The organism is Micromonospora sp. AB353, from assembly GCF_049538395.1.
Lineage (GTDB): Bacteria > Actinomycetota > Actinomycetes > Mycobacteriales > Micromonosporaceae > Micromonospora > Micromonospora aurantiaca.
Map to the genome: position 1 here is coordinate 63,791 of NZ_JBMVFV010000014.1, position 24,933 is coordinate 88,723.

25 protein-coding genes and 1 riboswitch are annotated in these 24,933 nt (G+C 73.7%); of the genes, 17 read left to right on the forward strand and 8 right to left on the reverse strand.

What is annotated here, in order from left to right; translation table 11 throughout:
• Positions 1 to 18: 18 nt before the first annotated feature.
• The 6 genes from ACPCK6_RS09555 (at position 19) to ACPCK6_RS09580 (ending at position 4,213) form a co-directional block, all read left to right on the forward strand.
• Entirely contained in the window at positions 19 to 765 is a 747-nt protein-coding gene (locus tag ACPCK6_RS09555) for a lysozyme (RefSeq protein WP_396882515.1), read from the forward strand.
• Positions 766 to 834: 69 nt separating this feature from the next.
• Positions 835 to 1,509 (forward strand): peptidoglycan recognition protein family protein, encoded by a 675-nt coding sequence (locus tag ACPCK6_RS09560; RefSeq protein WP_423480892.1) that lies wholly within the window; start codon positions 835 to 837, stop codon positions 1,507 to 1,509.
• 92 nt (positions 1,510 to 1,601) lie between these two features.
• Positions 1,602 to 1,967, forward strand: a complete 366-nt coding sequence (locus ACPCK6_RS09565) for an ArsR/SmtB family transcription factor (RefSeq protein ID WP_396882513.1) — start codon at positions 1,602 to 1,604, stop codon at positions 1,965 to 1,967.
• Positions 1,964 to 2,605: an SRPBCC family protein gene (locus ACPCK6_RS09570; RefSeq protein WP_423480893.1), complete on the forward strand. Its 642-nt coding sequence runs from the start codon at positions 1,964 to 1,966 to the stop codon at positions 2,603 to 2,605. The genes ACPCK6_RS09565 and ACPCK6_RS09570 overlap by 4 nt, the downstream gene beginning before the upstream one ends.
• Before the next feature lie 497 nt (positions 2,606 to 3,102).
• Positions 3,103 to 3,669, forward strand: coding sequence for a riboflavin biosynthesis intermediates N-glycosidase (ybiA, locus tag ACPCK6_RS09575; protein ID WP_514132351.1), 567 nt, complete (start codon positions 3,103 to 3,105; stop codon positions 3,667 to 3,669).
• Between the two features lie 34 nt (positions 3,670 to 3,703).
• Positions 3,704 to 4,213: an NUDIX domain-containing protein gene (locus tag ACPCK6_RS09580; protein WP_423480895.1), complete on the forward strand. Its 510-nt coding sequence runs from the start codon at positions 3,704 to 3,706 to the stop codon at positions 4,211 to 4,213.
• A gap of 61 nt (positions 4,214 to 4,274) precedes the next feature.
• On the opposite strand, the gene ACPCK6_RS09585 is transcribed toward ACPCK6_RS09580, so the two are convergent.
• Entirely contained in the window at positions 4,275 to 5,441 is a 1,167-nt protein-coding gene (locus tag ACPCK6_RS09585; protein ID WP_423480896.1) for an LLM class flavin-dependent oxidoreductase, read from the reverse strand.
• Between the two features lie 143 nt (positions 5,442 to 5,584).
• Here ACPCK6_RS09585 and ACPCK6_RS09590 point away from each other — a divergent pair, with 143 nt between their 5' ends.
• The 4 genes from ACPCK6_RS09590 (at position 5,585) to ACPCK6_RS09605 (ending at position 9,461) form a co-directional block, all read left to right on the forward strand.
• Positions 5,585 to 6,556 carry a sulfonate ABC transporter substrate-binding protein gene (locus ACPCK6_RS09590; protein ID WP_423480897.1) on the forward strand — a complete coding sequence of 324 codons (972 nt, stop codon included), beginning with the start codon at positions 5,585 to 5,587 and terminating at the stop codon, positions 6,554 to 6,556.
• Positions 6,553 to 7,389 carry an ABC transporter permease gene (locus ACPCK6_RS09595; RefSeq protein WP_396882507.1) on the forward strand — a complete coding sequence of 279 codons (837 nt, stop codon included), beginning with the start codon at positions 6,553 to 6,555 and terminating at the stop codon, positions 7,387 to 7,389. Before ACPCK6_RS09590 ends, ACPCK6_RS09595 begins: the two co-directional genes overlap by 4 nt.
• Complete coding sequence (locus tag ACPCK6_RS09600) at positions 7,362 to 8,087, forward strand: ABC transporter ATP-binding protein (protein ID WP_423480898.1); 726 nt, start codon at positions 7,362 to 7,364, stop codon at positions 8,085 to 8,087. The genes ACPCK6_RS09595 and ACPCK6_RS09600 overlap by 28 nt, the downstream gene beginning before the upstream one ends.
• A gap of 90 nt (positions 8,088 to 8,177) precedes the next feature.
• A complete protein-coding gene (locus ACPCK6_RS09605; RefSeq protein ID WP_423480899.1) occupies positions 8,178 to 9,461 on the forward strand; it encodes a sulfite oxidase in 1,284 nt (427 codons plus the stop codon).
• A gap of 7 nt (positions 9,462 to 9,468) precedes the next feature.
• Here ACPCK6_RS09605 and ACPCK6_RS09610 read toward each other — a convergent pair whose 3' ends face one another.
• From ACPCK6_RS09610 to ACPCK6_RS09620, 3 genes are all read right to left on the reverse strand, one after another.
• A complete protein-coding gene (locus ACPCK6_RS09610; RefSeq protein ID WP_194799159.1) occupies positions 9,469 to 10,011 on the reverse strand; it encodes an RNA 2'-phosphotransferase in 543 nt (180 codons plus the stop codon).
• A gap of 215 nt (positions 10,012 to 10,226) precedes the next feature.
• A complete protein-coding gene (locus ACPCK6_RS09615) occupies positions 10,227 to 11,276 on the reverse strand; it encodes an aldo/keto reductase (protein ID WP_194799158.1) in 1,050 nt (349 codons plus the stop codon).
• Between the two features lie 77 nt (positions 11,277 to 11,353).
• A complete protein-coding gene (locus ACPCK6_RS09620; protein WP_194799157.1) occupies positions 11,354 to 13,321 on the reverse strand; it encodes an ABC transporter ATP-binding protein in 1,968 nt (655 codons plus the stop codon).
• Positions 13,322 to 13,565: 244 nt separating this feature from the next.
• On the opposite strand from ACPCK6_RS09620, the gene pgi reads away from it, so the two are divergent.
• The gene (gene pgi / locus ACPCK6_RS09625) at positions 13,566 to 15,200 is read left to right on the forward strand and encodes a glucose-6-phosphate isomerase (RefSeq protein WP_423480900.1); all 1,635 of its coding nucleotides are present in this window, start codon (positions 13,566 to 13,568) and stop codon (positions 15,198 to 15,200) included.
• Between the two features lie 44 nt (positions 15,201 to 15,244).
• Here the strand turns inward: pgi and ACPCK6_RS09630 are convergent, their stop codons facing one another.
• Together ACPCK6_RS09630 and ACPCK6_RS09635 are read right to left on the reverse strand one after the other, a co-directional pair.
• Positions 15,245 to 15,655: a hypothetical protein gene (locus ACPCK6_RS09630; RefSeq protein WP_013286745.1), complete on the reverse strand. Its 411-nt coding sequence runs from the start codon at positions 15,653 to 15,655 to the stop codon at positions 15,245 to 15,247.
• Between the two features lie 38 nt (positions 15,656 to 15,693).
• Positions 15,694 to 16,236 (reverse strand): GNAT family N-acetyltransferase, encoded by a 543-nt coding sequence (locus ACPCK6_RS09635; RefSeq protein ID WP_396882499.1) that lies wholly within the window; start codon positions 16,234 to 16,236, stop codon positions 15,694 to 15,696.
• A 59-nt stretch (positions 16,237 to 16,295) separates the two neighbouring features.
• Here ACPCK6_RS09635 and ACPCK6_RS09640 point away from each other — a divergent pair, with 59 nt between their 5' ends.
• The 6 genes from ACPCK6_RS09640 to ACPCK6_RS09665 all read left to right on the forward strand — a co-directional run bounded on the left by ACPCK6_RS09640 (position 16,296) and on the right by ACPCK6_RS09665 (position 23,072).
• Positions 16,296 to 17,630 carry an SWIM zinc finger family protein gene (locus ACPCK6_RS09640; protein ID WP_423480901.1) on the forward strand — a complete coding sequence of 445 codons (1,335 nt, stop codon included), beginning with the start codon at positions 16,296 to 16,298 and terminating at the stop codon, positions 17,628 to 17,630.
• Entirely contained in the window at positions 17,627 to 20,176 is a 2,550-nt protein-coding gene (locus ACPCK6_RS09645) for a hypothetical protein (protein WP_423480902.1), read from the forward strand. The genes ACPCK6_RS09640 and ACPCK6_RS09645 overlap by 4 nt, the downstream gene beginning before the upstream one ends.
• A gap of 118 nt (positions 20,177 to 20,294) precedes the next feature.
• Positions 20,295 to 20,405, forward strand: a riboswitch (SAM riboswitch).
• Between the two features lie 33 nt (positions 20,406 to 20,438).
• On the forward strand, positions 20,439 to 20,564 hold the full coding sequence (locus tag ACPCK6_RS09650; RefSeq protein ID WP_013286752.1) for a hypothetical protein: 126 nt from the start codon (positions 20,439 to 20,441) through the stop codon (positions 20,562 to 20,564).
• A gap of 110 nt (positions 20,565 to 20,674) precedes the next feature.
• Complete coding sequence (locus ACPCK6_RS09655; RefSeq protein ID WP_396882496.1) at positions 20,675 to 21,529, forward strand: ABC transporter substrate-binding protein; 855 nt, start codon at positions 20,675 to 20,677, stop codon at positions 21,527 to 21,529.
• Between the two features lie 38 nt (positions 21,530 to 21,567).
• A complete protein-coding gene (locus tag ACPCK6_RS09660; protein WP_423480903.1) occupies positions 21,568 to 22,338 on the forward strand; it encodes an amino acid ABC transporter permease in 771 nt (256 codons plus the stop codon).
• Complete coding sequence (locus tag ACPCK6_RS09665) at positions 22,335 to 23,072, forward strand: amino acid ABC transporter ATP-binding protein (RefSeq protein ID WP_396882494.1); 738 nt, start codon at positions 22,335 to 22,337, stop codon at positions 23,070 to 23,072. The genes ACPCK6_RS09660 and ACPCK6_RS09665 overlap by 4 nt, the downstream gene beginning before the upstream one ends.
• Positions 23,073 to 23,085: 13 nt before the next feature.
• Here the strand turns inward: ACPCK6_RS09665 and ACPCK6_RS09670 are convergent, their stop codons facing one another.
• Both ACPCK6_RS09670 and ACPCK6_RS09675 read right to left on the reverse strand, forming a co-directional pair.
• Positions 23,086 to 24,006, reverse strand: a complete 921-nt coding sequence (locus ACPCK6_RS09670) for a carbohydrate ABC transporter permease (RefSeq protein ID WP_396882493.1) — start codon at positions 24,004 to 24,006, stop codon at positions 23,086 to 23,088.
• Positions 24,003 to 24,933: ABC transporter permease (locus ACPCK6_RS09675; RefSeq protein ID WP_423480904.1), on the reverse strand; the 931-nt coding region annotated here is incomplete at its 5' end. The genes ACPCK6_RS09670 and ACPCK6_RS09675, both read right to left, overlap by 4 nt.

Below are 24,933 nucleotides of genomic sequence, written 5' to 3' on the forward strand. Positions count from 1 at the left end.
AACCCCCAGGGAGGACAGATGCACAGTTCGATCCGATCGGCGCTGCGCGCGGCCGGAGCCGCGCTGCTCGCCACCGTCACCGTCGCCGCCGCGACCCTGTCCGGGGCGGCACCCGCCTCCGCCGCCCCGGCCGGACTACCCGGCATGGACGTCTCCAGCTACCAGGGCAACGTGAACTGGTCCGGCGCGTGGGCGAACGGCGCCCGGTTCGCGTACGTCAAGGCGACCGAGGGCACGTACTACACCAACCCGTACTTCGCCCAGCAGTACAACGGCTCGTACAACGTCGGGATGATCCGCGGCTCGTACCACTTCGCCCGCCCCGACACCACGAGCGGTGCCACCCAGGCCAACTACTTCGTCGACCACGGCGGCGGCTGGTCGAAGGACGGGCGGACGCTGCCCGGCGCGCTGGACATCGAGTACAACCCGTACGGCGCGACCTGCTACGGCCTGAGCCAGGCGTCGATGCGCAGCTGGATCGCCTCGTTCGTCAACCAGTACCACGCCCGCACCGGCCGATGGGCCACCATCTACACCACCACCGACTGGTGGAGCACCTGCACCGGCAACACCTCGCAGTTCGCCGCCAACAACCCACTGTGGATCGCCCGCTACGCCGGCAGCGTCGGCACACTGCCGGCGGGCTGGGGCACGTACTCGTTCTGGCAGTGGTCCTCCTCCGGGGTCTTCCCCGGTGACCAGAACGTCTGGAACGGCTCCCTCGACCGGCTGCGCGTCCTGGCCTGCAACGGACCCTGCTGACCCCGGCCCCGGCGTGGCGGGCGGTGCCGGTCCCGCCACGCCCGGCCGCCCCCTCCCGAGGAGGCTGCGATGTCCACCCCTGTCCCCCGGCGGACCGTGCTGCGCGGCGCGGTCCTGCTCGGCGCCGCCGCCGGCGTCGGCACACTGACCCAGATCGGCTCCGGCCCCGGCGCGCGGGCCGCCGCCACCCGGGTCGACCAGCCGATCATCGCCAACTGTGCGACCTGGGGCGCCCGCCCGCCCGCGTCGCCGGTGAGCGTGGTGGCCGGCCGGCCCAACAAGATCATCGTTCACCACACGGCGTTCCCGAACACCAGCGACTACAGCCTCGCCCAGGCGTACCGCAACTCCCGCGACATCCAGGATCTGCACATGGACGGCAACGGCTGGCTCGACTCCGGGCAGCACTTCACGAACAGCCGGGGCGGCTACCTGACCGAGGGCCGGCACGGCAGCCTCTACGCGCTGCTGCACGGGCAGACCATGGTGCAGGGCGCGCACTGCGTCGGGCAGAACAGCCAGGCCATCGGCATCGAGAACGACGGCATCTACCTGGACGCGCAGCCGCCGCAGGCGCTCTGGAACAGCCTCGTCACGTTCTGCGCGTTCACCTGCCAGCAGTACGGCATCGCGCCCACCGAGATCTACGGGCACAAGGACTTCAACGACACGCAGTGCCCGGGGCTGCTGCACGACCGCCTCCCGGAGCTGCGCCGTACCGTCGCCGCCCGTCTCGGCGGCTGACCCACGGGGGTACGCGGGGCGCCCGGGTGCGACGGGCGCCCCGCGACGCGTCAGTCCTCGCTTATATAAGCCGTCCGTGATACAACTAAGTCGTGCACGCCTTCGACGTTCTCGGCGACCCGGTCCGGCGCCGGATCCTGGAGCTGCTCGCCGACGGCGAGCAGCCCGCCGGCGCGCTCGGCGAAACCGTGCGGCGCGAGTTCGGCATCAGCCAGCCCGCCGTCTCCCAGCACCTCAAGGTGCTGCGTGACCACGGCTTCACCACAGTGCGCGCCGAGGGCACCCGCCGCCTCTACGCCGTGGATCCCGGCCCGCTGCGCGAGATCGACGCGTGGCTGGACGGGTTCCGCCGCTTCTGGACGCCGCCTCTGGCGGCGCTCGCCACCGAGCTGGCCCGGGGCCGCCGCGAACGACGGCTGCGCGAGGACACCACAGACGACGAGAGGACCGAACCATGATCGACGTGACCGGGCAGATCAGCGCCGTCGAGCGCCGCATCGGCGACCGTACGCTCCCCGCCGGGCAGGCGCGGGTGCTCACCATCGCCCAGACGTACGACGCGCCCGTCGCCGACGTCTTCGACGCCTGCACGAACGCGGAACGGATACCGCGATGGTTCCTGCCGGTCTCCGGTGACCTGAGCCTCGGCGGCCGGTACCAGCTTGAAGGCAACGCGAGCGGCACCGTCGAACGCTGCGACCCGCCGCACGGGTTCGCCGCCACCTGGGAGTTCGGCGGCGAGGTGAGCTGGATCGAGGTACGGCTGCGCGAGGCCGGCCCCGGTCGCACCCGTTTCGAGCTGGAACACGTCGCGCACGTCGACGACCAGCGGTGGGCCGAGTACGGTCCGGGCGCCGTCGGCATCGGCTGGGACCTGGCGCTGGTCGGCCTGGCCTCCCACTTCGCCACCGACGGTACGGGCGTCGACCCGGCCGCCGCAGCCGACTGGATGGCCTCGGAGGAGGGCCGTCGTTTCGTCACCGAGTCCAGCACCAGCTGGGTAAGGGCGAGCATCGAGGCCGGCACCCCCACCGAGCAGGCTCAAACGGCAGGCACCCGAGTAGCCGCGTTCTACACAGGAGCCCCCACTCCCTAGCCCTTCCGTCCTCGCCCTCGCCTCGCCGATCTTGCAGTTCGAGCCCTTGTGATGCCCCTTTCCGCCTGGATTGCGGGGCACCAAAGTGCAAGACCGGCGAGGACCACGGGGCGTGGTCGAGAGTTGGCGCCGGCCCCGGCGAACGAGGACCGCGGGCGCGTCCCATGACACTGTTGACCGGCCGCCCTGGCGGTTTCTCGCCGGGCTCTTTGAGATCTTGGTAGGAAATGGTCCCCATAGGGGCCTCTTCCTACCAAGATCTCTCTGGATCCCGGGATGCGGAACGCGTTTCCCTCGACGTGGGAGGCCGCGCCTGCACGGTGGCGGGTAGGAGGCGGGCTTCGGGCGACTGCGTCGACGGGTGACGCGCGGCGGGCGGCGGGCGGCGGGCGGCGGGCGGCGAGACGGTAAACGTCGGTGCGCGGGAGGCGACCGGTGCCTTGTCGAGGACGAAATGTGGGGGTGGGATGTCGGTGGGGTGGGGCAGACTGCGGGGCATGTCGATCCGTACCGTCGCCGACCTGACCGCCACGCTCGACGCCGGGCAGACGGTCAAGTACCTGCACTTCTGGGGGCACCGGCCGAGGCCCGACGGTAGCGTCGGCGCGGGCTGCCTGAGCCAGTGGTGGCCGGCGGCGTTCACAGTCGACGGCCGGGAGTTCGCCACCGCGGAGCACTGGATGATGTGGCACAAGGCCACGCTCTTCGGTGACCACGCGGTCGCCGAACGTGTGCTGGCCGCCGGGCATCCGCACCGGGCCAAGGCGCTCGGCCGGCAGGTCCGTGACTTCGACGAGACGACCTGGGCGGCACGCCGCTACGAGATCGTGGTGGCCGGCAGCGTCGCCAAGTTCGGCCGGCACGGGCCGCTGCGGCGGTTCCTGCTCGGCACCGGCGACCGGGTGCTCGTCGAGGCCAGCCCGACCGACCGGATCTGGGGCATCGGCCTGACCGCCGACGATCCGCGCGCCGACGACCCGGCGACCTGGCGGGGCGCCAACCTGCTCGGGTTCGCCCTGATGGAGGCGCGCACCACGCTCGCCGGCCGAGGGGGTGACGCCTGACCTCGGGCGGCAGGTGCGGGTAACGTGCTGCGGCGTGACCGCGTACTCGCACTGCTCGTTCTGCGGCGCGGCCTACCCGGCGGACGCCGGGTGGCCACGCGTCTGTTCCTCCTGCGGGGAGACGGTGTGGCGTAATCCGCTGCCGGTGGCGGTGGCGGTGCTGCCGGTCCGCACGCCGCAGGGGCTCGGTGTGGTGGTGGTGCGCCGCGACATCGAGCCGGCGCGTGGGCAGCTCGCGCTGCCGGGCGGCTTCATCGAGTACGGCGAGGAGTGGTCCGAGGCGCTCGTCCGTGAGCTACGCGAGGAGACCGGGCTGCGGGCCGAGGCCGGCGAGGCGCGCCTGTTCGCGGTGCACGGCGCCCCGGCCGGCGGCACCATGATGGTCTTCGGGGTGCTGCCCGAGCGGCCGGTCGGCGACCTGCCGCCGTCGGCGCCGACCGAGGAGGCCACCGAGTGGCTGGTGCTCACCGATCCGGTCGAGCTGGCCTTCTCCACGCACACCCGGGTGCTGGCCGACTTCCTCACCGGGCAAAGCCCGATCTGACCGGATCGAGCACGGCAGTGGCCGCCGGCACCACACAGCGGCGGCCACGAAGCCGCGACGGTCAGCCGCGGGCCGGGACCGGCTGGGGTGAGAACGGCACGGCGGCCGGTGCCTCGATCTCCGGCTCGCCGGCCGGGTGCCGCCACAGCCCGCGTCGCCGCAGGATCGGCAGCACGCCCTCGCCGAACCAGTACGCCTCCTCCAGGTGCGGGTGGCCGGAGAGGATGAACTCGTCCAGGCCGAGCGCGTGGTACTCGGCGATCCGGTCGGCGACCTCGGTGTGGCTTCCGACGAGCGCGGTGCCCGCGCCGCCGCGTACCAGCCCGAACCCGGCCCACAGGTTCGGCGAGACCTCCAGCCCGTCGCGGGAGCCGCCGTGCAGGTCGAGCATCCGCCGCTGCCCCTCGGACTCGCTGCGCCGCAGCCCTTCCTGCACGGCCCGCACGTCGGCCTCGGGGATGCCGTCGAGCAGCTTGCGCGCCTGGGCCCACGCCTCCTCGGCGGTGTCGCGGCTGATCACGTGCAGCCGGATGCCGTACCGCAGCTCGCGACCGGCCTCGGCGGCGAGCCCGCGGATCCAGTCCAGCTTGCCGGCCACCTGCGCGGGCGGCTCGCCCCAGGTCAGATACACGTCGCTGTGCCGGACCGCCACCGGCCCGGCCGCGCCGGACGACCCGCCGAAGTAGACCGGCGGCACCGGGTCGGGCACCCGGCCGAGCCGGGCGCCCTCGACCCGCACGTGGGCGCCGTCGTGGTCGACCGTCTCGCCGCGCCACAGCGCCCGCACCACGTGCAGGAACTCGTCGGTACGCGCGTAGCGGGCGTCCTTGTCCAGGAAGTCGCCGTACGCGCGCTGCTCGGCGGACTCGCCGCCGGTGACCACGTTGAGCAGGAGCCGCCCGCCGGACAGGCGCTGGAACGTGGAGGCCATCTGCGCGGCGAGGGTGGGTGAGAGCAGGCCGGGCCGGAACGCAACGAGGAACTTCAGCCGCTCGGTGACCTCGGTGAGCATGGCGGTGGTCAGCCAGGCGTCCTCGCACCAGGCGCCGGTGGGGGTGAGCGCACCGGCGAAGCCGAGTTGCTCGGCGGTGCGGGCGATCTGCCCCAGGTACGCGACGCTCGCGGGCCGGGCGCCACCGGCGGTGCCGACCGGTACGCCGTGTCCGCCGCCCACGATGTCCCGGCTGTCGCCGTAGGTCGGCAGGAACCAGTGGAAGGTGAGCGACATGGTGTACCTCCGGTGCGGGATCGGGCGGGTCGCCTCCTGAGTGGTGGGACGACCACGCCGACACACTACCCATAAAACCTATCGGGTTGGTAGGTTGCTGACGCCCGCCGACGGCCGGGCCCATCCCTCCCCGAGGAGTCGCCATGCGTACCCCCAGATCCCGCCGCCGGCCGCTGGCCGCGCTGCTCACCACCCTCGCGCTGCTCGCCGCGACGGCGCTGACGGCCTGCGGCGGCGAGGCGGCCGACGCCAGCGGCGGCGGCGACGGCCCGCTGCGCATCGGCTACCAGCGCTTCGGCGGGCTCAGCCTGGTCAAGGCGCGCGGCGACGCGAAGAACGTCACCTGGTCGCTGTTCGAGAGTGGGCCGGCGCTGACCGAGGCGCTCAAGGCCGGCTCGATCGACATCGGCCAGGTCGGCGAGGCGCCGCCGGTGTTCGCCGCCGCCGGGAAGATCCCGTTCTCCGTGGTCGGCACCTCCCAGCCGATCCCGCAGGGCGAGGCGGTGCTGGTCAAGGCGGACAGCCCGTACCGCGGCTTCGCCGACCTGCGCGGCAGGACGGTCGCACTGAACAAGGGCTCCAACGTGCACTGGCTGCTGGTCAAGCTGCTGGAGGCGAACAAGATGACGCTCGCCGACGTCAAGGTGAAGTACCTCAAGCCCGCCGAGGGGCGGCCCGCGTTCGACAACGGGCAGGTCGACGCGTGGATCATCTGGGACCCGTACTTCGCGCTGGCCGAGCAGCCCGGCGTACGGGTACTCGCCGACGCCACCGGCCTGGCCGGCAACCGCGAGTACGTGCTGGCCGCCCCGGACGCGGTGAAGAACCGCACCGCTGACGTCCGCGCGTTCCTGGACACGTACCGGCAGACCACCGACTGGGGCATCGCCCACCCGACCGAGCGGGCCGCCGTCCTCGCCCCGGAGCTGAAGATCCCGCTCGACGTGACCACCCGGGCGCTGGCCCGCAGCGCCAAGCCGCTCGCCCCCGTCACCCCGGAGATCGGCGCGGAGTTGCAGGCCATCGCGGACAGCTTCGTGGAGCTGAAGCTGGTGCCCGGACCGGTCGACATCGCCGGCCGGGTGGACGGCCGGTTCAACGAGGCGTTCCAGTGAGCGGTCCGGCGCTGGCCGAGGCGAGCGCGCCTGTCGTACCCGATCGGGTGACGCCGCGGCGGTCGCGGGCCCGCGCGTCGCGGCGGTGGCGGCGCGCGGCGAGCCCGGTCGTGCTGGTGCTCGCCTGGGAGGCCGCCGCGCGGACCGGGCTGCTCGCCGCGGAGAAGTTGCCCGCGCCCAGCGCGGTGCTCGCGGCCGGGTGGCGGCTGGCGCACGACGGCACGCTCGGCGTGCACCTGCTCGACTCGCTCACCCGCGCCGCGCTCGGACTGCTCGTCGGCGGCGGCCTGGCGCTGGTGCTCGGCGCGGCGGCCGGGCTGCTGCGCCTCGGCGACGACCTGGTCGACCCGCCGGTGCAGATGGCCCGGATGCTGCCGCACCTGGGCCTGGTGCCGCTGCTGATCATCTGGGTCGGCATCGGCGAGTCGCTGAAGGTCACGCTGGTCGCGCTCGGCGCGTTCTTCCCGATCTACTTCAACACGTACGCCGGCATCCGCGACATCGACGAACGGCTGGTGGAGGCGGCGCGTACCTGCGGTCTCGGCGCGGCGGCCCGCCTGCGGCACGTGGTGCTGCCGGGCGCGCTGCCGGCGCTGTTCCTCGGGCTGCGGCTGGCCATCGGCGCGGCCTGGCTCAGCCTTGTCGTCGGCGAACAGGTGAACGCGCAGACCGGCGTCGGGTTCCTGATGATGGAGGCGCGCGAGTTCAGCCAGACCGACGTGGTGGTGCTCGGCCTGCTCATCTACGCGCTGCTGGGGCTGGCCTCCGACCTGCTCATCCGGTACGCGGAGAGGAGGACGCTGGCGTGGCGACGCGGACTGCGCGCGACCTGACCGGCCCGGTGCTCACCGCGCACGCGGTGACCCGGGCGTTCGGTCCGGCGGTGGTACTGGCCGGTGTCGACCTGACCATCGGCGCCGGGGAGACGGTGGCGCTGCTCGGCGGCAGCGGATCCGGCAAGAGCACACTGCTGCGCGTGCTCGCCGGGCTCGACGGCGACGCGGGCGGCGAGCACGCGGTGCACGGCACCGCCGCCGTCGTCTTCCAGGAGCACCGGCTGCTGCCGTGGAAGCGGGTGGCGGACAACGTGGCGCTCGGCCTGGGCGGGCCGGACGTGGGCGCACGGGTCGGCCGCGCGCTGGCCGAGGTGGGGCTCGCCGACCGGGGCCGGGCCTGGCCGGCCGAACTGTCCGGCGGGCAGGCGCAACGGGTCGCGGTGGCCCGCGCGCTGGTCCGCGAACCGGACCTGCTGCTGCTCGACGAGCCGTTCGGCGCGCTGGACGCGCTGACCCGGCTGCGCATGCAGGGGCTGCTGCGGCGGCTGCGCGCCCAGCACGGCTTCGCCGCGCTGCTCGTCACCCACGACGTGGAGGAGGCGCTGCTGCTGGCCGACCGCGTCCTCCTGCTCGACGACGGCGTGATCGCCGAGGAGGTACCGGTCCGCCTCGGCCCGTCCCCGAGCCCCGACGACCCGGCCCTCGGCGCGCTGCGCCGCCACCTGCTCGACCGCCTCGGCGTACCCGCCGGCTGACGGCCGGGCCGCCGCCCACCTGCGAGGGATCGATGAAAAGTCCTACTGATTGAATAGGAAAGGCAGCGTCGCCCACCCCGGAGGTCAGCAGTGAGCCAGTCCCCGTCCCCCGCCGAAGCCGTCCACGACGCCGACCGGAGCCGGCAGTGGCTCGCCGGGCAGGCACACGGTCCGGGCGTCGACCGCGACCGGCTGCTGGAGGTGGGTGCGGCGATGGCCGCGGTGACCGCCGCCGCCGCGGAACGCGAGCCGGTCGCTGTGGCGTCCGCGCCGGTCGGCGTCGACCCCGGCGCGCCGATCGTCAAGCCGCTGCCGGCGGAGCTGCTGCGCCCGCTGGACACCAACGCCGAGATGCGCTGGCCGTCGATGGCCGGCCAGGGGTACGTGGTCCCGATCGACCGCTTCTTCGTCCGTAACCACACCGTCACGCCGCACCTGGACGCGGCCACCTGGCGGCTGCGCCTGTTCGGCGACGGCCTGCGCGGCGCGCCGACCCGCGACAATCCGGTCGAGTTCGACTTCGACGAGCTGCGCCGGCTGCCCGCCGAGGAACACGCGGCGCTGCTGGAGTGCGCCGGCAACGGGCGGCGCTACTTCGCCGAGCAGCAGGACGAGCCGGCCCCGGGCGTGGCGTGGGGGCTCGGCAGCGTCGGCGTGGCCCGGTGGCGGGGCGTGCGGCTCGGCACGGTGCTGCGCCTGGCCGGGCTGCGCGACGAGGCGGTCGACGTGATGCCCGAAGGACTCGACCCGGACTACGTCAGCGGCGGGGTCAACCTCGGTCGGGTACGCCGGCCGATGCCGGTCGCCAAGGCGCTCGACGACGTGCTGCTGGCGTACGAGATGAACGGCGAGCCGCTGCCAGCCGACCACGGCTTCCCGGTACGCGTCGTGGTGCCCGGCTGGGTCGGCATCTCCTCGATCAAGTGGGTGGGCGCGATCGAGGTCTCCACCACTGCCCTGTTCTCGCCGTGGAACACGCAGTTCTACCGCATGTTCGGCCCCGGTCACCCGGCCGACGGCACCGTGCTCACCGTCCAGCCGGTCCGCAGCGCGTTCGAGCTGCCCTGGGACGCCCGGGTGCCGGCCGGCGAGGAGATGCTGCTGACCGGCCGTTCCTGGTCCGGCAACGGCCCGATCGCGCACGTCGAGGTGGACACCGGCGACGGGTGGCGCCCGGCCGACCTGGTCGCCGCCGACCGGGGTGGGGCCTGGCAGCGCTGGACCGTCCGCTGGTGCCCGCCGGCCGCGGGCCGGCACGTGCTGCGCGCCCGCGCCACCGACTGCACGGGCGCGGTCCAGCCCGACCGGGCCGCGCCGAACGACCTCGCGTACCTGTTCGACGCCGTGGTGGCCCACCCGGTGACCGCCTGCTGACCGCCGCTCAGGTGGTGCCGAGGTAGGGCGGCGGGACCGTGTCGGTGAGCCACACCCCGTTCGCCGAGCGGTAGAACAGGTATCCCGCCTCGGCCATCGCCGCCGCGTCCACGGTCAGCACCACCACCGCGCCGCCCCGGCGCGCACCGACGCGCCGGGCCGTCGCCACATCAGGCGACAGGTGTACGTGGTGCCGCCCGCCCCGGCGCAGCCCCTGCGCCCGGATCGCGTCCAGCACTGCCTCGCCGGTGCCGTGGAACAGCCGGGGCGGCGGCGCGGCCGGGGTCAGACCGAGGTCGACCGGGACGGAGTGCCCCTGGTTGGCGCGGATCCGGTCGGCCCCGTCCGGGCCGGCCTCCACGGCGAAGCGCTGCTTGTCGTTACCCGCGACCACGGCGTCCAGTTGGGCGCGGCTGATCCTCAGCCCGGCGAGCACGTCGGCCACCGGCACCCAGCCGGCCCGGTCGAGTCGCAGCCCGTACGCGTCGGGCCGGTGCCGCAACGCCAGCGACAGCCGCTTGCTCACCCGAACGAGATCCCGATGTTCCACCGGCCCAGTGTGGAGCCACCCCCGTCCCATGTCGACGCAGTTCCCCCGCCCGCCCTCGCCCCGCCTCGCCTCGCCCCGCCTCGTCGATCTTGCGGTTTGCGCCCCTCGAGTGTCCGGTTCGCGCTTACTGCCGGGGCCGGAACTCCATGATCGACGGGCTGGGGAGCTGAGGGCGGAGGCGGGGGACGCGACCGGGGTTGGCGGGAGGAGCGGGGTCAGGCGGCGGCCCGCTCGGGGAGGGGACGGCGGCGGTGGGACGGGTCGGTCAGGGTGGGCGGGGACCAGGCGCCGTCGGGCTGGTAGAGGTTCGTACCGGGCGGGACGATCTCGTCGATACGGTCCAGCACCGCGTCGTCGAGCGTCAGCTCCGCCCCCGCCAGCAGCGCGTCCAACTGGTCCATCGTGCGCGGCCCGATGATGGTCGACGTGACCGCCGGGTGCACGGCGGTGAACGCCACGGCGAGCTGCGGCAGCGTGCAGCCCACCTCGTCGGCGAGCGCGACCAGTTCCTCGACGGCGGCGTACTTCGCGGTGTTGCCCGGTAGCGCCGGATCGAACCGGGCCGGGGTGAGTGCCGGACGGCCCGCGCCGAGGTCGACGGGCCGCCCCTGCCGGTACCGGCCGGACAGGAACCCGGAGGCCAGCGGGCTCCACACCAGCACACCCATCCGGTAGCGGCGGCAGACCGGCAGCACCGACGTCTCGATACCACGCGCCAAAATCGAGTACGGCGGCTGCTCGGTGCGGAACCGGGCGAGCGCCCGCCGTTCGGCGACGTGGTGCGCCTCCACGATCTCCTCGGCCGGGAAGGTCGAGCAGCCGAACGCACGGATCTTCCCGGCCCGGACCAGGTCGGTGAGCGCGCCGAGCGTCTCCTCGACGTCGGTGGTGTGGTCCGGGCGATGCACCTGGTAGAGGTCGATCCAGTCGGTGCCCAGCCGGCGCAGGCTGTCCTCGACCGCACGGACGATCCAGCGTCGCGAGTTGCCGCCCCGGTTGGGCCCCTCCCCCATCGGGAAGTGGACCTTCGTGGCGAGCACCACGTCGTCGCGGCGGCCGCGCAGGGCCTTGCCGACGATCTCCTCCGACTCGCCGGCCGAGTACATGTCGGCGGTGTCGACGAAGTTGATCCCACGGTCGAGTGCCGCATGGACGATCCGGGCGCAGTCGTCGTGGTCGGGGTTGCCGACCGCGCCGAACATCATGGTGCCGAGGCAGTGGACGCTGACCTCGATGCCGGTGCCGCCGAGGACGCGATAGCGCATGTGAACTCCCTGGGTCGCACCGCGCCGGCCGGGTGGCGCGCGGTCCGGTCACGGTAGGAGTTCGAGTGCGCTGGAGGTCAACCGTCGGCGGGTTCCGCGCTGCCGGCGAGGTAGCCGGCCGCCTGCAACTCGAACAGCTCGCGGTAGAGCCCGCCCTGCGCCATCAGCGTGTCGTGGTCGCCTGACTGCACGAGCCGGCCGTGGTCCATCACGAAGATCCGGTCGGCGTGCCGGACGTTCGCCAGGCGGTGGGTGATCAGCACGACGGCCCGGTCCGGGTGCCGCCGCAGATGCTGGAAGAGGGCGTGCTCGGCACGCGCGTCCAGCGCGGCGGACGGCTCGTCGCAGATCAGCAGCCGGGCGTCGCGGTAGAGGCCGCGTGCGGCCACCAGCCGCTGCCACTGCCCGCCGGACAGGTCCTGGCCGTCCTTGAACTGCCGGTCCAGCAGCGTGTCGTATCCGAACGGCAGCTCGCTGATCATGTCGTGCGCGGCGGCGTCGCGGGCGGCGGTCTCCACGCTCGGTCCGGGGCCGTCGGCGCGGTCGTGGCGGCCGACGCGAATGTTCTGCCGGGCGGTGAACGGGAACTTCCACCAGTCCTGGCTCATCACCGCGACCTGGGCGGCGGTCTGGCGTGGGTCCAGTTCGGCGGTGTCCACGCCGTCCCAGCGGATCGTGCCGCCGGTGGGCCGGTAGAGGCCGGCGATCAGCTTGGCGAGCGTGGTCTTGCCGGAGCCGTTCTCCCCCACCAGCGCGATCACCTCACCGCGCCGGAACGTGAGGCTGACCTCGTCGACCGCCGCGCTGTCGGTGTCCGGGTAGCGCAGGCTGACCCGGTCGACGTCGATGCGCGTGAACCCGTCGACGGGCAGGTGCCCGCCGGCCGGGATCCGCCGTGCCGCCCGGTCGAGGAAGTCGCGGTAGTCCTGGTAGTAGAGAGCGTCCTCGTAGAGCGAGTTGGTGGCGAAGATCGCGGTGCGCAGGCTCGTACGCGCGGCCTGGAGCGCGAGCAGCGCGGTGGCCGCCGCCGCGAGCGCCACCACGCCGCCCATCAACAGCCCGCCCAGTACGGCATAGACCGCGAACGCGGCCACGCCGGTCACCGACAGGCCGAGCCCTCGGGTGACTGTCTGCGAACGGGCCAGCCGGAGCTGCGCCTGGGTCTCGACGGTCATCATCCGGTGGTACTCGGCCAGCAGGAAGTCCCGCATCTGGTAGGCACGGATCTCGGCGGCGGTGTGCCGATCGGCCATCAGACGGGCCAGCAGGTACATCCGGCGGCGACGGGTGATCCAGGCCAGCAGCGCCAGGTACTGCCGCCGCGCCAGTTTGACCGCGGTGACGGCCTCGGGCACCGCGGCGAGCAGCAGGCACGGCAGCAGGACGGGCTGGATGACGGTGACCGCGGCGGCGGTCGCCAGCACACCCACGACGCCGGTCACCAGGTTCACGGTGTGGTCCACGATCGACGCGGCCTCGGCCATGCCCCGATCGCGGGCACGATCCATCTCCTCGGCGAAGCCCGCGTCGTCGAACGCGGCGAGTTCCACAGCGGTGGTCGCCTCGAACAGCCGGAGTTCCACCTGGTAGTTGATCTGCGGGATGAGCCGCGCCTGCGCCCAGCCGGCGGCGACAGTCAGCGCTCCCCGGGCCGTCACGGCGGCGGCCGCGAGCAGCAGCGCGGGCAGGGCCGCCCGGATCCGGTCCGGTGTGGGCCCGTCGGCGAAGAGTTGCTGGAGCACGCCGGTGGTGGCGAGCAGCCCGAAGGTGGTGAGCAGGCCGGCGACCACGTTGAGCCCGATCGAGGCGAGCGTGTCCCGGCGGCTGGTCGCCCAGGCCAGGCCGATGGCCTCGCGGACGAGGGCGGGCAGCCGGCGCGCCACCGACCAGAAGCTGGTGTGGGCGAACTCGGTGGCGCGGTTCATCCAGTGCCCGTCCGCCAGCTCCGGCAGCGGCGTTTCGTCGCCTGCCGCGCTCCCGGCCGGGGCGGATTCGTCCGGCGGGTGCTCGTCCGAGGGGCGCCGAGGACCGAAAACCGCTGCCATACGCGTCTCCTCCGGTACGCCGACGACTCCGGAGCTTACGTTCCGCAATCGACAGATGTCTCCCCGTGTTCGGCGTGTCGTACAGGCGTCCCAACGGCGTGTCCCGTGGCGGTGGCCGGAAAGACCCGCCCGCACGGTGGTCGCCGCCGGGTCGCGTCGCGCGCGACCAGTCCGGGTGGCAGGCTTGTGGGGTTCGCCGGCGTGCGCCGGCCGACCGCCCGTCGTGAAGGAGAAGATCGACCCGATGGCTGTGGACGTCACCACCACCGACGAATGGCAGGCGCTGCGCAAGCACGCCGAGGCGATGCGCGCCACGCACCTGCGCGACCTGTTCGCCGCCGACGGGCAGCGGGGTGAGCGGCTCACCGGTGAGGTCGCCGACCTGCACGTGGACTACAGCAAGAACCTCGTCACCGACGAGACGATCGCGCTGCTCGGCGCGCTCGCCGAGCGGGTCGGCCTGACCGACCGGATCGCGGCCATGTTCGCCGGACGGCACATCAACGTCACCGAGGACCGGGCCGTGCTGCACACCGCGCTGCGCCTGCCGGCGGACGCGTCGCTCACCGTGGACGGCCAGGACGTGGTCGCCGACGTGCACGCCGTGCTGGACCGCATGTCGGCGTTCGCGCAGCGCCTTCGCTCCGGCTCGTGGCGGGGCCACACCGGCGAGCGGATCACCACAGTGGTGAACATCGGCATCGGCGGGTCGGACCTCGGGCCGGTGATGGCGTACGAGGCGCTGAAGGCGTACCGGGATGCGGGCATCAGCTGCCGGTTCGTGTCGAACATCGACCCGACCGACATCCACGACAAGACCGCCGATCTGGACCCGGCGAGCACGCTGTTCGTCGTGGTCTCAAAGACGTTCTCCACCCAGGAGACGCTCGCCAATGCCGACCAGGCGCGGCGCTGGCTGCTCGCCGGGCTGGACGCCGACGACGACGCGGTGGCGCGGCACTTCGTCGCGGTCAGCACCAACGAGCAGCGGGTCCGGGACTTCGGCATCGACCCGGAGAACATGTTCGGCTTCTGGGACTGGGTGGGCGGACGCTACTCGCTGCCGTCGGCGGTCGGCCTGTCGGTGATGCTGGCGATCGGGCCGGACCGGTTCCGCGAGATGCTGGCCGGCTACCACGCGGTCGACGAGCACTTCCGGTCCGCTCCGGTGGAGCGCAACGTGCCGGCGCTGCTCGGCCTGCTCAACGTCTGGTACACCGACTTCCTCGGCGCGGAGACCCACGCGGTGCTGCCCTACTCGCAGTACCTGCACCGGTTCCCCGCCTACCTTCAGCAGCTCACCATGGAGAGCAACGGCAAGTCGGTACGCGTCGACGGCTCGCCGGTGACGTACCCGACCGGGGAGATCTTCTGGGGCGAGCCGGGCACCAACGGGCAGCACGCGTTCTACCAGCTCATCCACCAGGGCACCCGGCTGGTCCCGGCGGACTTCATCGCGTTCAGCCGGCCCAACCACGACCTGGGCGACATGCACGACCTGTTCATGTCGAACTTCTTCGCCCAGACCGCCGCGCTGGCGTTCGGGCGGACCCGGGAGCAGGTGGAGGCCGAGGGCACCGCGCCCGAGGTGGTGGCACACCGGGTGATGGCGGGCAACCACCCGACCACCTCGATCCTGGCGCCGAAGCTCACGCCGGCGACGCTGGGTCAGCTGATCGCGCTCTACGAGCACATCACGTTCACCGAGGCCGCGATCTGGGACATCAACGCCTTCGACCAGTGGGGTGTGGAGCTGGGCAAGGTGATGGCCAACCAGCTCGCGCCGAAGCTCACCGGGCCGGACCCGGACCTGGCCGACGTGGACACGTCGACCGCCGAGCTGATCCGCCGCTACCGGGCCGAGCGCGGCCGGAGCTGACCGCACCCCGTGGCGTCCCGCGTACACCGGCGGGACGCCACGGGTCAGCGGCGCAGCAGGTCGGCGTGGGCGGCGCGCAGCCGGGTCAGCGCCGCGTCGCCGGCCGGCGCGCGGCGGTCGAGTTCGGCCCAGGCCTCGGCGAGCGCGTCGGCCAGCGCCCGCAGCTCGGCGGCGTGCCGCCGGCTGGACTGCCGGTGCAGCTCCTCCAGGCGGCGGGCCCAGCCGGCGCTGATCGCGGCGACGCGTTCGGCGTCGGCGCGCGCCTGCGCGCCGGTGCGGGCGGCGGAAGCGGGCACGATCGCGGCGACCGGCCGGGGATCGCCGTCGCGGGTGACGACTGTGACGGTGTCGGTCAGCTCGGCCAGGGAGACGAGCTGGGTGAGCCGGGTGCGGACCTCGCGCAGCGGCAGGGCGCGCGGCTGGGGGGACCGGTCGGCCAGTGCGGGGACAGCCATGGACAGATGTTCACGTCCGGGTACGACAATTTCGGCGGTCAGGCGGTCCACTCCGGCGCCAGCACGGACCAGACCTCCAGGTCGGCGCGGCCGTCGGGCGTCGGTGCGGCGCCGCGCATGACGCCGTCGCGGCGCATGCCGAGCCGTCGCGCGACGGCGACGCTGCGGTCGTTGCCGGCCTTCGTGACCCACTCGACGCGGTGGATGCCGCGCTCCCGCACCGCCCAGTCGATGACGAAGCGGGCGGCTCGGGTGACCAGGCCCTGCCCCTCGGCCCCCGGTTCCAGCCAGCAGCCGGCCTCGCACACCCCGCGTTCGGTGCTCAGCGACACGAACAGCACGCCACCGACGAGCGTGCCGCGCTGCCAGATGCCCCAGATGCCGCCGTCGTCGCGGGCCCACCGGTCGGCGTACGCCTGGAGGACCTTGCGGGCCGACTCGGCGTCGGTGGCGACGAAGGACGCGCCCACCCAGGGCGAGATGTGGTCGCGGCAGCGGTCGAGGTTGGCCAGGAACTCGTCGGCGTGCCAGGGCGACAGTGGACGCAGCTCGGCGTCGTCGGTGAGGGCATGGGCGAACATCAGGGGAAGCTAGCAGGACCGTCGCGCTTTTGTCGGTCGGTCCCTCTACGGTCTGCGCCGTGAACGCCGTCCAGACGTACCGATACCTTCAGCCGTCCGCGCTGCGCGCCGCCGGTCTCGATCTGCAGACCTGCGGCGGCCCGGCGGCCAACCCGCGCTTCTTCGCCGGGTTCCTCACCGCCCCGGCCGCGTCGGCGGCCGGGCTGCTCGCCGTCGCCGAGGTGGCCCGCACCCGCTACCACCAGCCGGTCAACCCGGCCAGCCTGGACCCGGTGGTCACCGGCAGTCGCGGTCGTCTGCGGTTCGAGTCGTTCTCCGGCTGCTGCGGGGTGTACGCGCGGATGGACGTGCTGCCGGCCGGGCTGGACGGCGAGATCAGCGGCCACGGCACCACGAACGTCGACGTGAACCCGCCGCTGCGGGAGGCGCTGGCCCGGGTGGGCGGCATCGAGCCGCTGCACGTGGCGGTCGGCCCGGACGACCTGACCGTCTCCACCATGGACGGCTCGGTGGTCGAGCGGAAGGTGCCGCTGCCCGGCCGCTGGCTGCGCGGCTTCGCCGAGGTGCACGTGCTCACCGCCGGCTTCGAGCCGCGCGCCGAGATCGCGGCGGCGGAGGCGGCGGCGTTCCTGCGCCGGCTGCCCGCCGCGACCGACCGCAGTGTGCTGTGGGCGGTGCCCGCCGGGCGTACGCTGCGGCTGACCTCCCGCCCCGTGCCGGGCGCGGTCTGCCTGGCCGGCGCGGGCCGGCTCGCGGCGCTGCGCGGCGTGCTGCGGCACGCGCGCACCCTGCGGGTGTACGGCCCGGCGGTGCGCGCCGGGTCGCCGGCCGTGCCGAGCACGTGGGAGCTGGACACCGGGGCGCTGCGGGTGTCGCTGACGCTGTCCCCCGAGCCGTACCGGGGGTTCTCCGGTGAGGGCGCCGCACTGGCGGCGCTCGCCGGTGACGACGTGGTCGACGACGCGGAGCTGGTGGGCGCGCTGCTCGACTGGGATCCGGCGGTCGACGTGGCCGCGCTGGCCGACGCCGCCGCGCTGCCCGACGAGCGGGTGCGGGCCGCGCTCGCCCAGCTGGGCACCGCCGGGCGGGTCGGGTACGACGTGGCGGACGGGGCGTACTTCCACCGGGTGATGCCCTACGACGCGGGCCGCGCGGAGCGGGACAACCCGCGGCTGGTCGGCGCGCGTGCGCTCGTCGAGCGCGGCGCCGTCGAGCGCGACGGCGAGACCACGACGGTACGCACCGACGCCGAGACCTACCGGGTACGCCGGCACCCGGACGGCGCGTACTCCTGTTCCTGCCGCTGGTGGGCGCGGCACCGCGGGCAGCGGGGGCCGTGCCGGCACGCGCTGGCCGTGTCGATGGTCGCGGCGCCGGTGGGGGCGCCGTCGTGACCGGCTTCGCCGAGGCGGTGGTGCGCGGCAGGATGTCGCAGGTCCGGTCGGCCCTGGCCGGGTTGGACGAGCCGGCCCGGCGGGCGCTCGGCGACGAGCTGGTCGCCGACGTGCGCCGCAGGCGGGACGCCTGGTGGTGGCGGGGCGAGGCGGCGACGCTGGCGGTCGCGGCGGTGGGGACGCTGAGCACGCCGACGAAGGTGGCCGCGCTGCTCGGCCGCCGCTCGGTCTGGCTCGCCGGCGTCGACGCGGCGCCGGTGGTCGACGTCGCCCGGGAACGCGGGGTGACCTGGCTGGCCGACGTGGCGTACAAGCTGGCCGACCGGCTCCCCCGGGACCGGATGGTCGCGGGCTGGCGGTTCGTCGCCGGCCTTCTGACGGCCGAGAAGGCGCCGCCGCCGACCGGGGACGACTTCGTGCGAGGCTGGGCCGCGGCGCAGGGCTGGCCGGATCCGCGCGGCACGCGACCCCCGACTGTGGACCGGCTGCGCGCGGACCCGTTCCTCGACGCGCTACTGCCGCGCCTGTTCGAGGTGGACGGGGTGGGCACCGAGCTGGCCCGCGGCGACGGCACGGGCACGGAGGCGCTGCCCCGGGCGCTGGTGGCGCTGGCGGCGGAGGGCCGGCTCGACCGGGCGGTCCTGCTCAACGGCGTCCTCGGCCGGCTGCTGCGCGGTGACCGGCCGGGCGCCCTGCGCCCGTTCCTGGTCCTGCACGACCTGCTGGCGCCGACCCCCGACGAGGTGGCCGTGCGGTCGAGCGCCTATCTGCGGCTGCTCGCCGACGGCCCCGGACCGGTGGCCGGCGCCGCCCAGCGGACGCTGCGGCAGGCCGGTGACGTCGCCGAGCCGGAGGCCCTGTGGGAGGCCGCCCGGACGGTGCTGGCCCGGCCGGAGAAGGCGCTGGTCCGGGCGCAGGTGTCCTGGCTCGACCGGCTGGCCCGGCAGCACCCGGATCAGGCCCCGGAGATCGGCGCGGTGCTCGCCGTCGCGGCCGGCCATCCCGACGCCGGCCTGCGCGAGCGCGCGCTGGCGCTGGCGGCGCGCCACGGTCACCGGCCGGTGGCCGTCGCCACCGTGGCCGAGGCCCGCGACGACCTGCCGCGGCCGCTGCCGGCGGCAGCCGCGCCGCCGCCGATCCAGGACGTGGACGAACTGGTGGAGGAGGTCGCGGCGTCGCTCGGCCGGCGCCGGCCCGCGCTGACGGCGGAACGCGTCATGGACGGGCTGGTCCGGCTCGGCACCGCCGACCGCGAACGGCTCGCGGCGGCGCTCCTGCCTGTGGTCCGCCGCGAGCGGGTCGGCGCGTACGACCACCCCTGGGCGGTGTTCAACATCTCGGTCCAGATGCACGGGCTCCTGCTGGCCGTCTGTGGCGAGGCCGAGGCGGCGACCCGCCGCGACCAGTGGAGCACGCTACTGGCCGAGTCCCGCCCACGCGCGCCGCTCCCGTTCCGGGGTGGCCCGCCGGTGCCGGCCACACGCCGGCCCGCGCCCGTCCAGCTCGCCTGCGCCCGTCTGGCCGAGATCGGGCAGCGGCTGGACGGCCGCGACGATGCGGGCCTGCTGTCCGCGCCGACCTCGGTCACCGGGGCGATCGAGCCGGTGGCGCTCTACGAACGGCTGGCCGCGCTGGGCGACCGTCCGGTCTGGCGCTGGGATCTCGCGCAGGCCCTGCTGCGCCTGCCGGCCGGCGTCGACGGGCCGCTTGCCGAACGTGCCGCGGCGCTGCGCACGCCGGCCGGCGACGAGCTGGCCCGCTGGCTGCGCGGCGACGCCGTGCCGGCCCCGGCGCAGCAGGTGGTGACGGTGGGCCGGCGGGCGCGATCGGCCGGGTACGACTGGGGCTACGACCAGCTACCCGAGGGCCGCACGCTGGTCGCACTCACCCCGCCGGACGGCGTCGAGGACCGGCTCGGCCTGCTCACCCTGACGCCCACGCCGATCGGCCGGTGGACCGACGGCTGGGGTGACATCTGGCCGGCCGTCCTGCCCGGGCACCGGGGCGTGGTCGCCGCCCACCTGCTGCCCGAGGTGGCCGGCGCGGCGCAGGAGGACACCCTCGGGCACGCCGCGGCCCTGCCGGCGCTGGCCGAGTGCACGGGCCCGGGCGGGCCGGCCCTCGATCTGGCGCTGGCCTACGGCTTGTGCGCCCGCCACGAGGCGGACCGGGTGGCCGCGCTCGACGCGGTGCTGATCCTGGCCGCCGCCGGTGACCTGGACGCGCCGGCGACCGGCGGGCACCTCGGCACGCTGGCGGCCGGCGGGCAGGTGACGCTGACCCGGGCGGTCACGCCGCTGCGCGACGCGGTGGCGGCGGGCGCCCCGCTGAGCGTGTGGCGGCTGCTCGCCGCGACGTTGCCGCGGCTGCTGGCCGCGCCGACGCCGCCCCGGGGCACGCCCGACCTGCTGGCGCTGGCGGCGGAGACGGCGACCGCGACGGGCGTGCGGATCGAGGTACCGGGGCTGGCCGACGTGGTGGCCCGGGGCGGCGGCAGCCGGCTGGTCGCCGAGGCCCGCCGGCTCACCGCCGCCCTGGCGGGGTGAACCGGGCCGCCGGCCGGACCCGCGCGGCGGTCGTCCCGGCCCCGCGGTGGGCGCCGCGCGTGAGGGTGGTCATAACCGCTGGACGGGCGCCACGGCGGTGCTGCTAGCCTTCTGGGCAGGTCATGAGTGCCAGCGCGAAGCCCCGGCTCGCTGGCCGGCAACCCTCCTCCGCGGTGGGGTGCCCCGGGTGAAGACCAGGCACCGGCAGCCGCCGGTGCAAGCGTGGCCTGGCACCCAGGTCAGCAACAGACCAGGGAGACCGATGTCCGCACCACCCTCCACCCCGTCCGGCGACGTCGCCGCGTACCCGGCCCGCTTCGCGCTGGTCAAGCGCCGCCACGTCGACCTGATGCGGGTGTGCAGCGACGCCTGTCGCCTCGCGCGCTGAGCGAGCGCCACCCCTCCTTTCCCCGTTCCACACTTCTCCGGCCCGGCCGTCCGTCCGGCGGACCGGCGCCGACGCGCACCCCGCGCGTCCATCCACTCTGGAGAGACATCGTGCGTTTCCGTACCGTCCTGACCCGTGCCGCCGCCGTCGGCGCGGCCGCCCTGCTCGCCGTCACCGCGCTCACCGCCTGCGGCAGCGACGACACCGCAGCGGCCGAAAACCCGTACGGCCTGCTCCAGCCCGGCGTGATCCGCGCCGGCACGCTCACCGACGCCCCGCCGAACGTCTTCCTGAAGGACGGGAAGTTCACCGGCTTCGACAACGAACTGCTGCGCGCCGTGGCCGCCAAGATCGGCCTGAAGGTGGAGTTCGTCGGCACCGACTTCTCCGGCCTGCTCGCACAGGTGAACAGCGGCAAGTTCGATGTGGGCAGCTCCTCGATCACGATCACCGAGGCGCGCAAGAAGACAGTGGACTTCGGCAACGGCTACGACTTCGGCTACTTCGGCCTGGACGTGCCCGCCGGCTCCTCGATCAGCGGCTTCGACCAGCTCGCCGGCAAGCGCGTGGTGGTGGTCCAGGGCACCGTGCAGGACGACTACGCCACCAAGCAGAACCTCGACCCGGTGCGGGTGCCCGACTACAACAGCGCGATCAACCAGCTCAAGGCCGGTACCGCTGACGCCTGGATCGCCCCGGCCGAGATCGGCGACAAGTCCGCCGCCGACAGCAACGGCAAGATCAAGGTCGCGGCGAAGCAGCTCAGTCCCACCCCGACCGCGTACGCGGTGGCGAAGGGCGACGACAAGCTGCGCGAGGCGCTGAACAAGGGCCTCGACGAGGTCATCGCCGACGGCACGTGGAGCCGCCTGCAGGCCGAGTACTACCCGGGGCGGCCGATCCCGGCCGGCTTCAAGCCGGGCAGCGGGTCGGTGGCGGTGCCGTCGCCGTCGGCCGCCTCCTGAACCGGTAACCGAGTACGAGCGGGGCGGACGGAGCGGACATGGATCCACTGAGCACGCTGTGGGAGACGTTCTTCGACTGGGACTCGATGCGCGAGGCGCTGCCCGAGATGCTCACCGTCGGGCTGCCCAACACGCTCACCCTGGCGGTCTCCGCCGCCCTGCTCGGCTCGGTGCTGGGCATGCTGCTGGCCGTCGCCGGCATCTCGCGTACCCGATGGTTGCGGTGGCCGGCGCGGGTCTACACCGACGTGTTCCGCGGCCTGCCGGCTGCGGCGACCATCCTGCTCATCGGCGTGGGCCTGGCGCCGCTCGGCATGCAGGTGTGGGGCCCGAACCCCTATCCGCTGGGCGTGCTGGCGCTGTCCCTGATCGCCGCCGCCTACCTCGGTGAGATCTTCCGGGCGGGCATCCTGAGCGTCGAGGCCGCCCAGTTGGAGGGCGCGCGGGCGCTCGGCTTCTCCTGGGGCGAGGCGATGCGTCTGGTGATCATCCCGCAGGGCGTACGCCGGGTGCTGCCCGCCTGGGTCAACCAGCTCATCGCGCTGATCAAGGACTCCAGCCTGGTCTACTTCCTCGGCCTGCTGGCCAGTCAGCGGGAGCTGTTCCGGATCGGGCAGGACTACGCGGCCAACACCGGCAACCAGTCCGCGCTGCTGCTGGCCGGGCTGTTCTACCTGGTGCTGACCGTGCCGCTGACCCACGCGGTGAACTGGCTGGACCGGCGCCTGCGGCAGGGCCGCCCGGCCGCGCCGCCCGAACCGGACCCCGAGCCCGCCGACCTGACCCCGTCCGGAAGGGACCCACGATGACCACCACGACCTCGGTCAGCCTGGCCGTCCGCGACGTGCACCTGGCCTTCGGCGCGCACCGGGTGCTGCGCGGCGCGGACCTGGACGTGGCCCGGGGCCGGGCGGCCTGCGTGATCGGCCCGTCCGGCTCCGGCAAGTCGACGCTGCTGCGCACCATCAACCGGCTGATCGAGCCGGACCGGGGCGACGTGCTGCTGGACGGGCGCAGCGTGCTGCGCGACGACCCGGACGCGCTGCGCCAGCGCATCGGCATGGTGTTCCAGCAGTTCAACCTGTTCCCGCACCTGAGCGTGCTGCGCAACATCACGCTGGCGCTGCGCAAGCTCAAGAAGCTCAGCGAGGACGAGGCGGTGGCGCTGGCCCGCGCCCAGCTCGACCTGGTCGGCCTGGCCGGCAAGGCGGACGCGCGGCCCGCGCAGCTCTCCGGCGGCCAGCAGCAACGCGTCGCCATCGCACGGGCGCTCGCACTGCGCCCGCAGGTGATGCTGTTCGACGAGGCGACGAGCGCGCTGGATCCGGAACTGGTGAAGGGCGTGCTCGCGGTGATGGCGGACCTGGCCGCCGCCGGGATGACGATGGTCGTGGTCACCCACGAGATGGGGTTCGCGCGCAGCGTCGCCGACACTGTGGCGTTCATGGACGCGGGCGTGGTGCTGGAGGCCGGGTCACCGGAGGCGGTGTTCGAGGCGCCGGAGCACCCGCGGCTGCGACGCTTCCTGTCCCAGGTGCTGTGACAGACCCGCTGCCTCAGCCCTTGACCGCGCCGATCAGCACGCCCTTGACGAAGTGCCGCTGGATGAACGGGTAGACAGCGACGATCGGCGCGACGGTCAGCACCACCACCGCCATCTTGATCGCCTCGGTCGGCGGCATGCTCACCGCGCTGCTCGCGCCGGAGGTGTGCGGGGCCTGCCCGGCCAGCAGGTAGCTCTGGAGCACCCGCTGGATCGGGTACATGTCGTTGCGGTCGATGAACAGCAGCGCATCGAACCAGACGTTCCAGTAGCTGACCGCGTAGAACAGGCCGACCACGGCGATCACCGCGCGGGACAGCGGCAGCACGATGCGCGCGAGCGTCCGGAAGTCGCTCGCGCCGTCGATGCGGGCGCTGTCCAGCAGTTCCGACGGGATGCCCTGGAAGAACCCGCGCACCACGACCAGGTTGAACACGCTGATCGCCGGCGGCAGGACCAGCGCCCAGATGGTGTCCTTCAGACCCAGCCCGGTGACCACCAGGTAGCGCGGCACCAGCGGCGGATAGACCAGGAACGGGATCAGGAAGTACGCCAGCAGCCAGCGGTGGCCCAGCGAGCCCGGCCGGGACAGCCCGTACGCGGCGAGCACGGTGACGGTCAGCGCGATGGCGGTGCCGAAGACCGTGACCAGCGTGCTGATCCACAGAGCCCGGGTCACCGCGCCGCCGGCGAAGATCGTCTCGTATGCGGACGTGTCGATCCCCCGGGGCACGACCACCAGGCCGCCGGCCCGCGCGATGGTCTCCCGGGACGACAGGCTGGTCACCAGGATCACCCAGAGCGGGAACAGCACGCCCGCCACCAGCACGGTGAGCATGACGGCCTTGAGCCCCTGGCCGACCGGGGTGGGCGGTTCCTGCCACACCGGCCGGCGGGATCGGGTGCCGGACGCCCGGCGGATCAGCGTGGTCATGACTTCGAGTAGATCCCTCGTTCGCCGAGCATGTGCGCCACGCGGTTGGCGGCCAGGATCAGCACCAGCCCGATGACGGCCTTGAACAGGCCGGCCGCCGCGCCGTAGCCGTAGTTCCCGGTGGCGATGGAGAAGTGGTAGACGAAGGTGTCGAGCACCTCGGCGGCCTGCCGGCCGACGGCGTCGCGTTGCAGCAGGAACTGCTCGAAGCCGACCGAGAGCGCGTCGCCCAGGCGCAGGATGAGCAGCAGCACGATCACCGGGCGCAGGCCGGGCAGGGTGATGTGCCACAGCCGCCGCCACCGGCCGGCGCCGTCCGCGGCGGCGGCCTCGTAGAGGTTCTGGTCGATGGTGGACAGCGCGGCGAGGAAGACGATGGTGCCCCAGCCGACGTCCTTCCACACCGCCTCGACGGTGACCAGGACGATGAACGTGTCCGGGTTGGTCATCACGTTCCACGGTTGCATCCCGGCCTCGCGCATGCTCTGGGCGAGCAGCCCGGCGCCGCCGAGCATCGCGACGAAGAACGTCACCACCAGCACCCAGCTGAAGAAGTGCGGCAGGTAGACGATCGTCTGGATCAGGCCGCGCAGCCGGCTGGACAGCAGGTTGTGCAGCGCGATCGCCAGCAGGATCGGCAGCGGGAAGAAGAAGACGAGCTGGAACGCGGTGATCGCCAGCGTGTTGCGGAACGCGTCCCAGAACGCCGGGTCGTCGAACAGCAGCTGGAACTGCCCGAAGCCGATCCAGTCGCTGTGCAGGAACGCCTGCCACGGGTTGTCGCCCAGGTAGGGGTTGTAGTCCTGGAACGCGATCACGTTGCCGGCGATCGGCAGGTAACTGAAGATCAGCAGGATGAGGAAGCCGGGCACCACCATCGCGAGCAGTTGCCAGTCCCGGCGCAGCCGGGTGCGCAGCGGCACCCGG

Bases quoted from the DNA above. Each gene is read 5' to 3' on its own strand.
- ACPCK6_RS09555 (WP_396882515.1), top strand. From the start codon at position 19: ATGCACAGTTCGATCCGATCGGCGCTGCGCGCGGCCGGAGCCGCGCTG.
- ACPCK6_RS09560 (WP_423480892.1), top strand. From the start codon at position 835: ATGTCCACCCCTGTCCCCCGGCGGACCGTGCTGCGCGGCGCGGTCCTG.
- ACPCK6_RS09570 (WP_423480893.1), top strand. From the start codon at position 1,964: ATGATCGACGTGACCGGGCAGATCAGCGCCGTCGAGCGCCGCATCGGC.
- ybiA (WP_514132351.1), top strand. From the start codon at position 3,103: ATGTCGATCCGTACCGTCGCCGACCTGACCGCCACGCTCGACGCCGGG.
- ACPCK6_RS09585 (WP_423480896.1), bottom strand. From the start codon at position 5,441: ATGTCGCTCACCTTCCACTGGTTCCTGCCGACCTACGGCGACAGCCGG.
- ACPCK6_RS09590 (WP_423480897.1), top strand. From the start codon at position 5,585: ATGCGTACCCCCAGATCCCGCCGCCGGCCGCTGGCCGCGCTGCTCACC.
- ACPCK6_RS09615 (WP_194799158.1), bottom strand. From the start codon at position 11,276: ATGCGCTATCGCGTCCTCGGCGGCACCGGCATCGAGGTCAGCGTCCAC.
- ACPCK6_RS09620 (WP_194799157.1), bottom strand. From the start codon at position 13,321: ATGGCAGCGGTTTTCGGTCCTCGGCGCCCCTCGGACGAGCACCCGCCG.
- pgi (WP_423480900.1), top strand. From the start codon at position 13,566: ATGGCTGTGGACGTCACCACCACCGACGAATGGCAGGCGCTGCGCAAG.
- ACPCK6_RS09630 (WP_013286745.1), bottom strand. From the start codon at position 15,655: ATGGCTGTCCCCGCACTGGCCGACCGGTCCCCCCAGCCGCGCGCCCTG.
- ACPCK6_RS09635 (WP_396882499.1), bottom strand. From the start codon at position 16,236: ATGTTCGCCCATGCCCTCACCGACGACGCCGAGCTGCGTCCACTGTCG.
- ACPCK6_RS09650 (WP_013286752.1), top strand. From the start codon at position 20,439: ATGTCCGCACCACCCTCCACCCCGTCCGGCGACGTCGCCGCGTACCCG.
- ACPCK6_RS09660 (WP_423480903.1), top strand. From the start codon at position 21,568: ATGGATCCACTGAGCACGCTGTGGGAGACGTTCTTCGACTGGGACTCG.
- ACPCK6_RS09665 (WP_396882494.1), top strand. From the start codon at position 22,335: ATGACCACCACGACCTCGGTCAGCCTGGCCGTCCGCGACGTGCACCTG.
- ACPCK6_RS09670 (WP_396882493.1), bottom strand. From the start codon at position 24,006: ATGACCACGCTGATCCGCCGGGCGTCCGGCACCCGATCCCGCCGGCCG.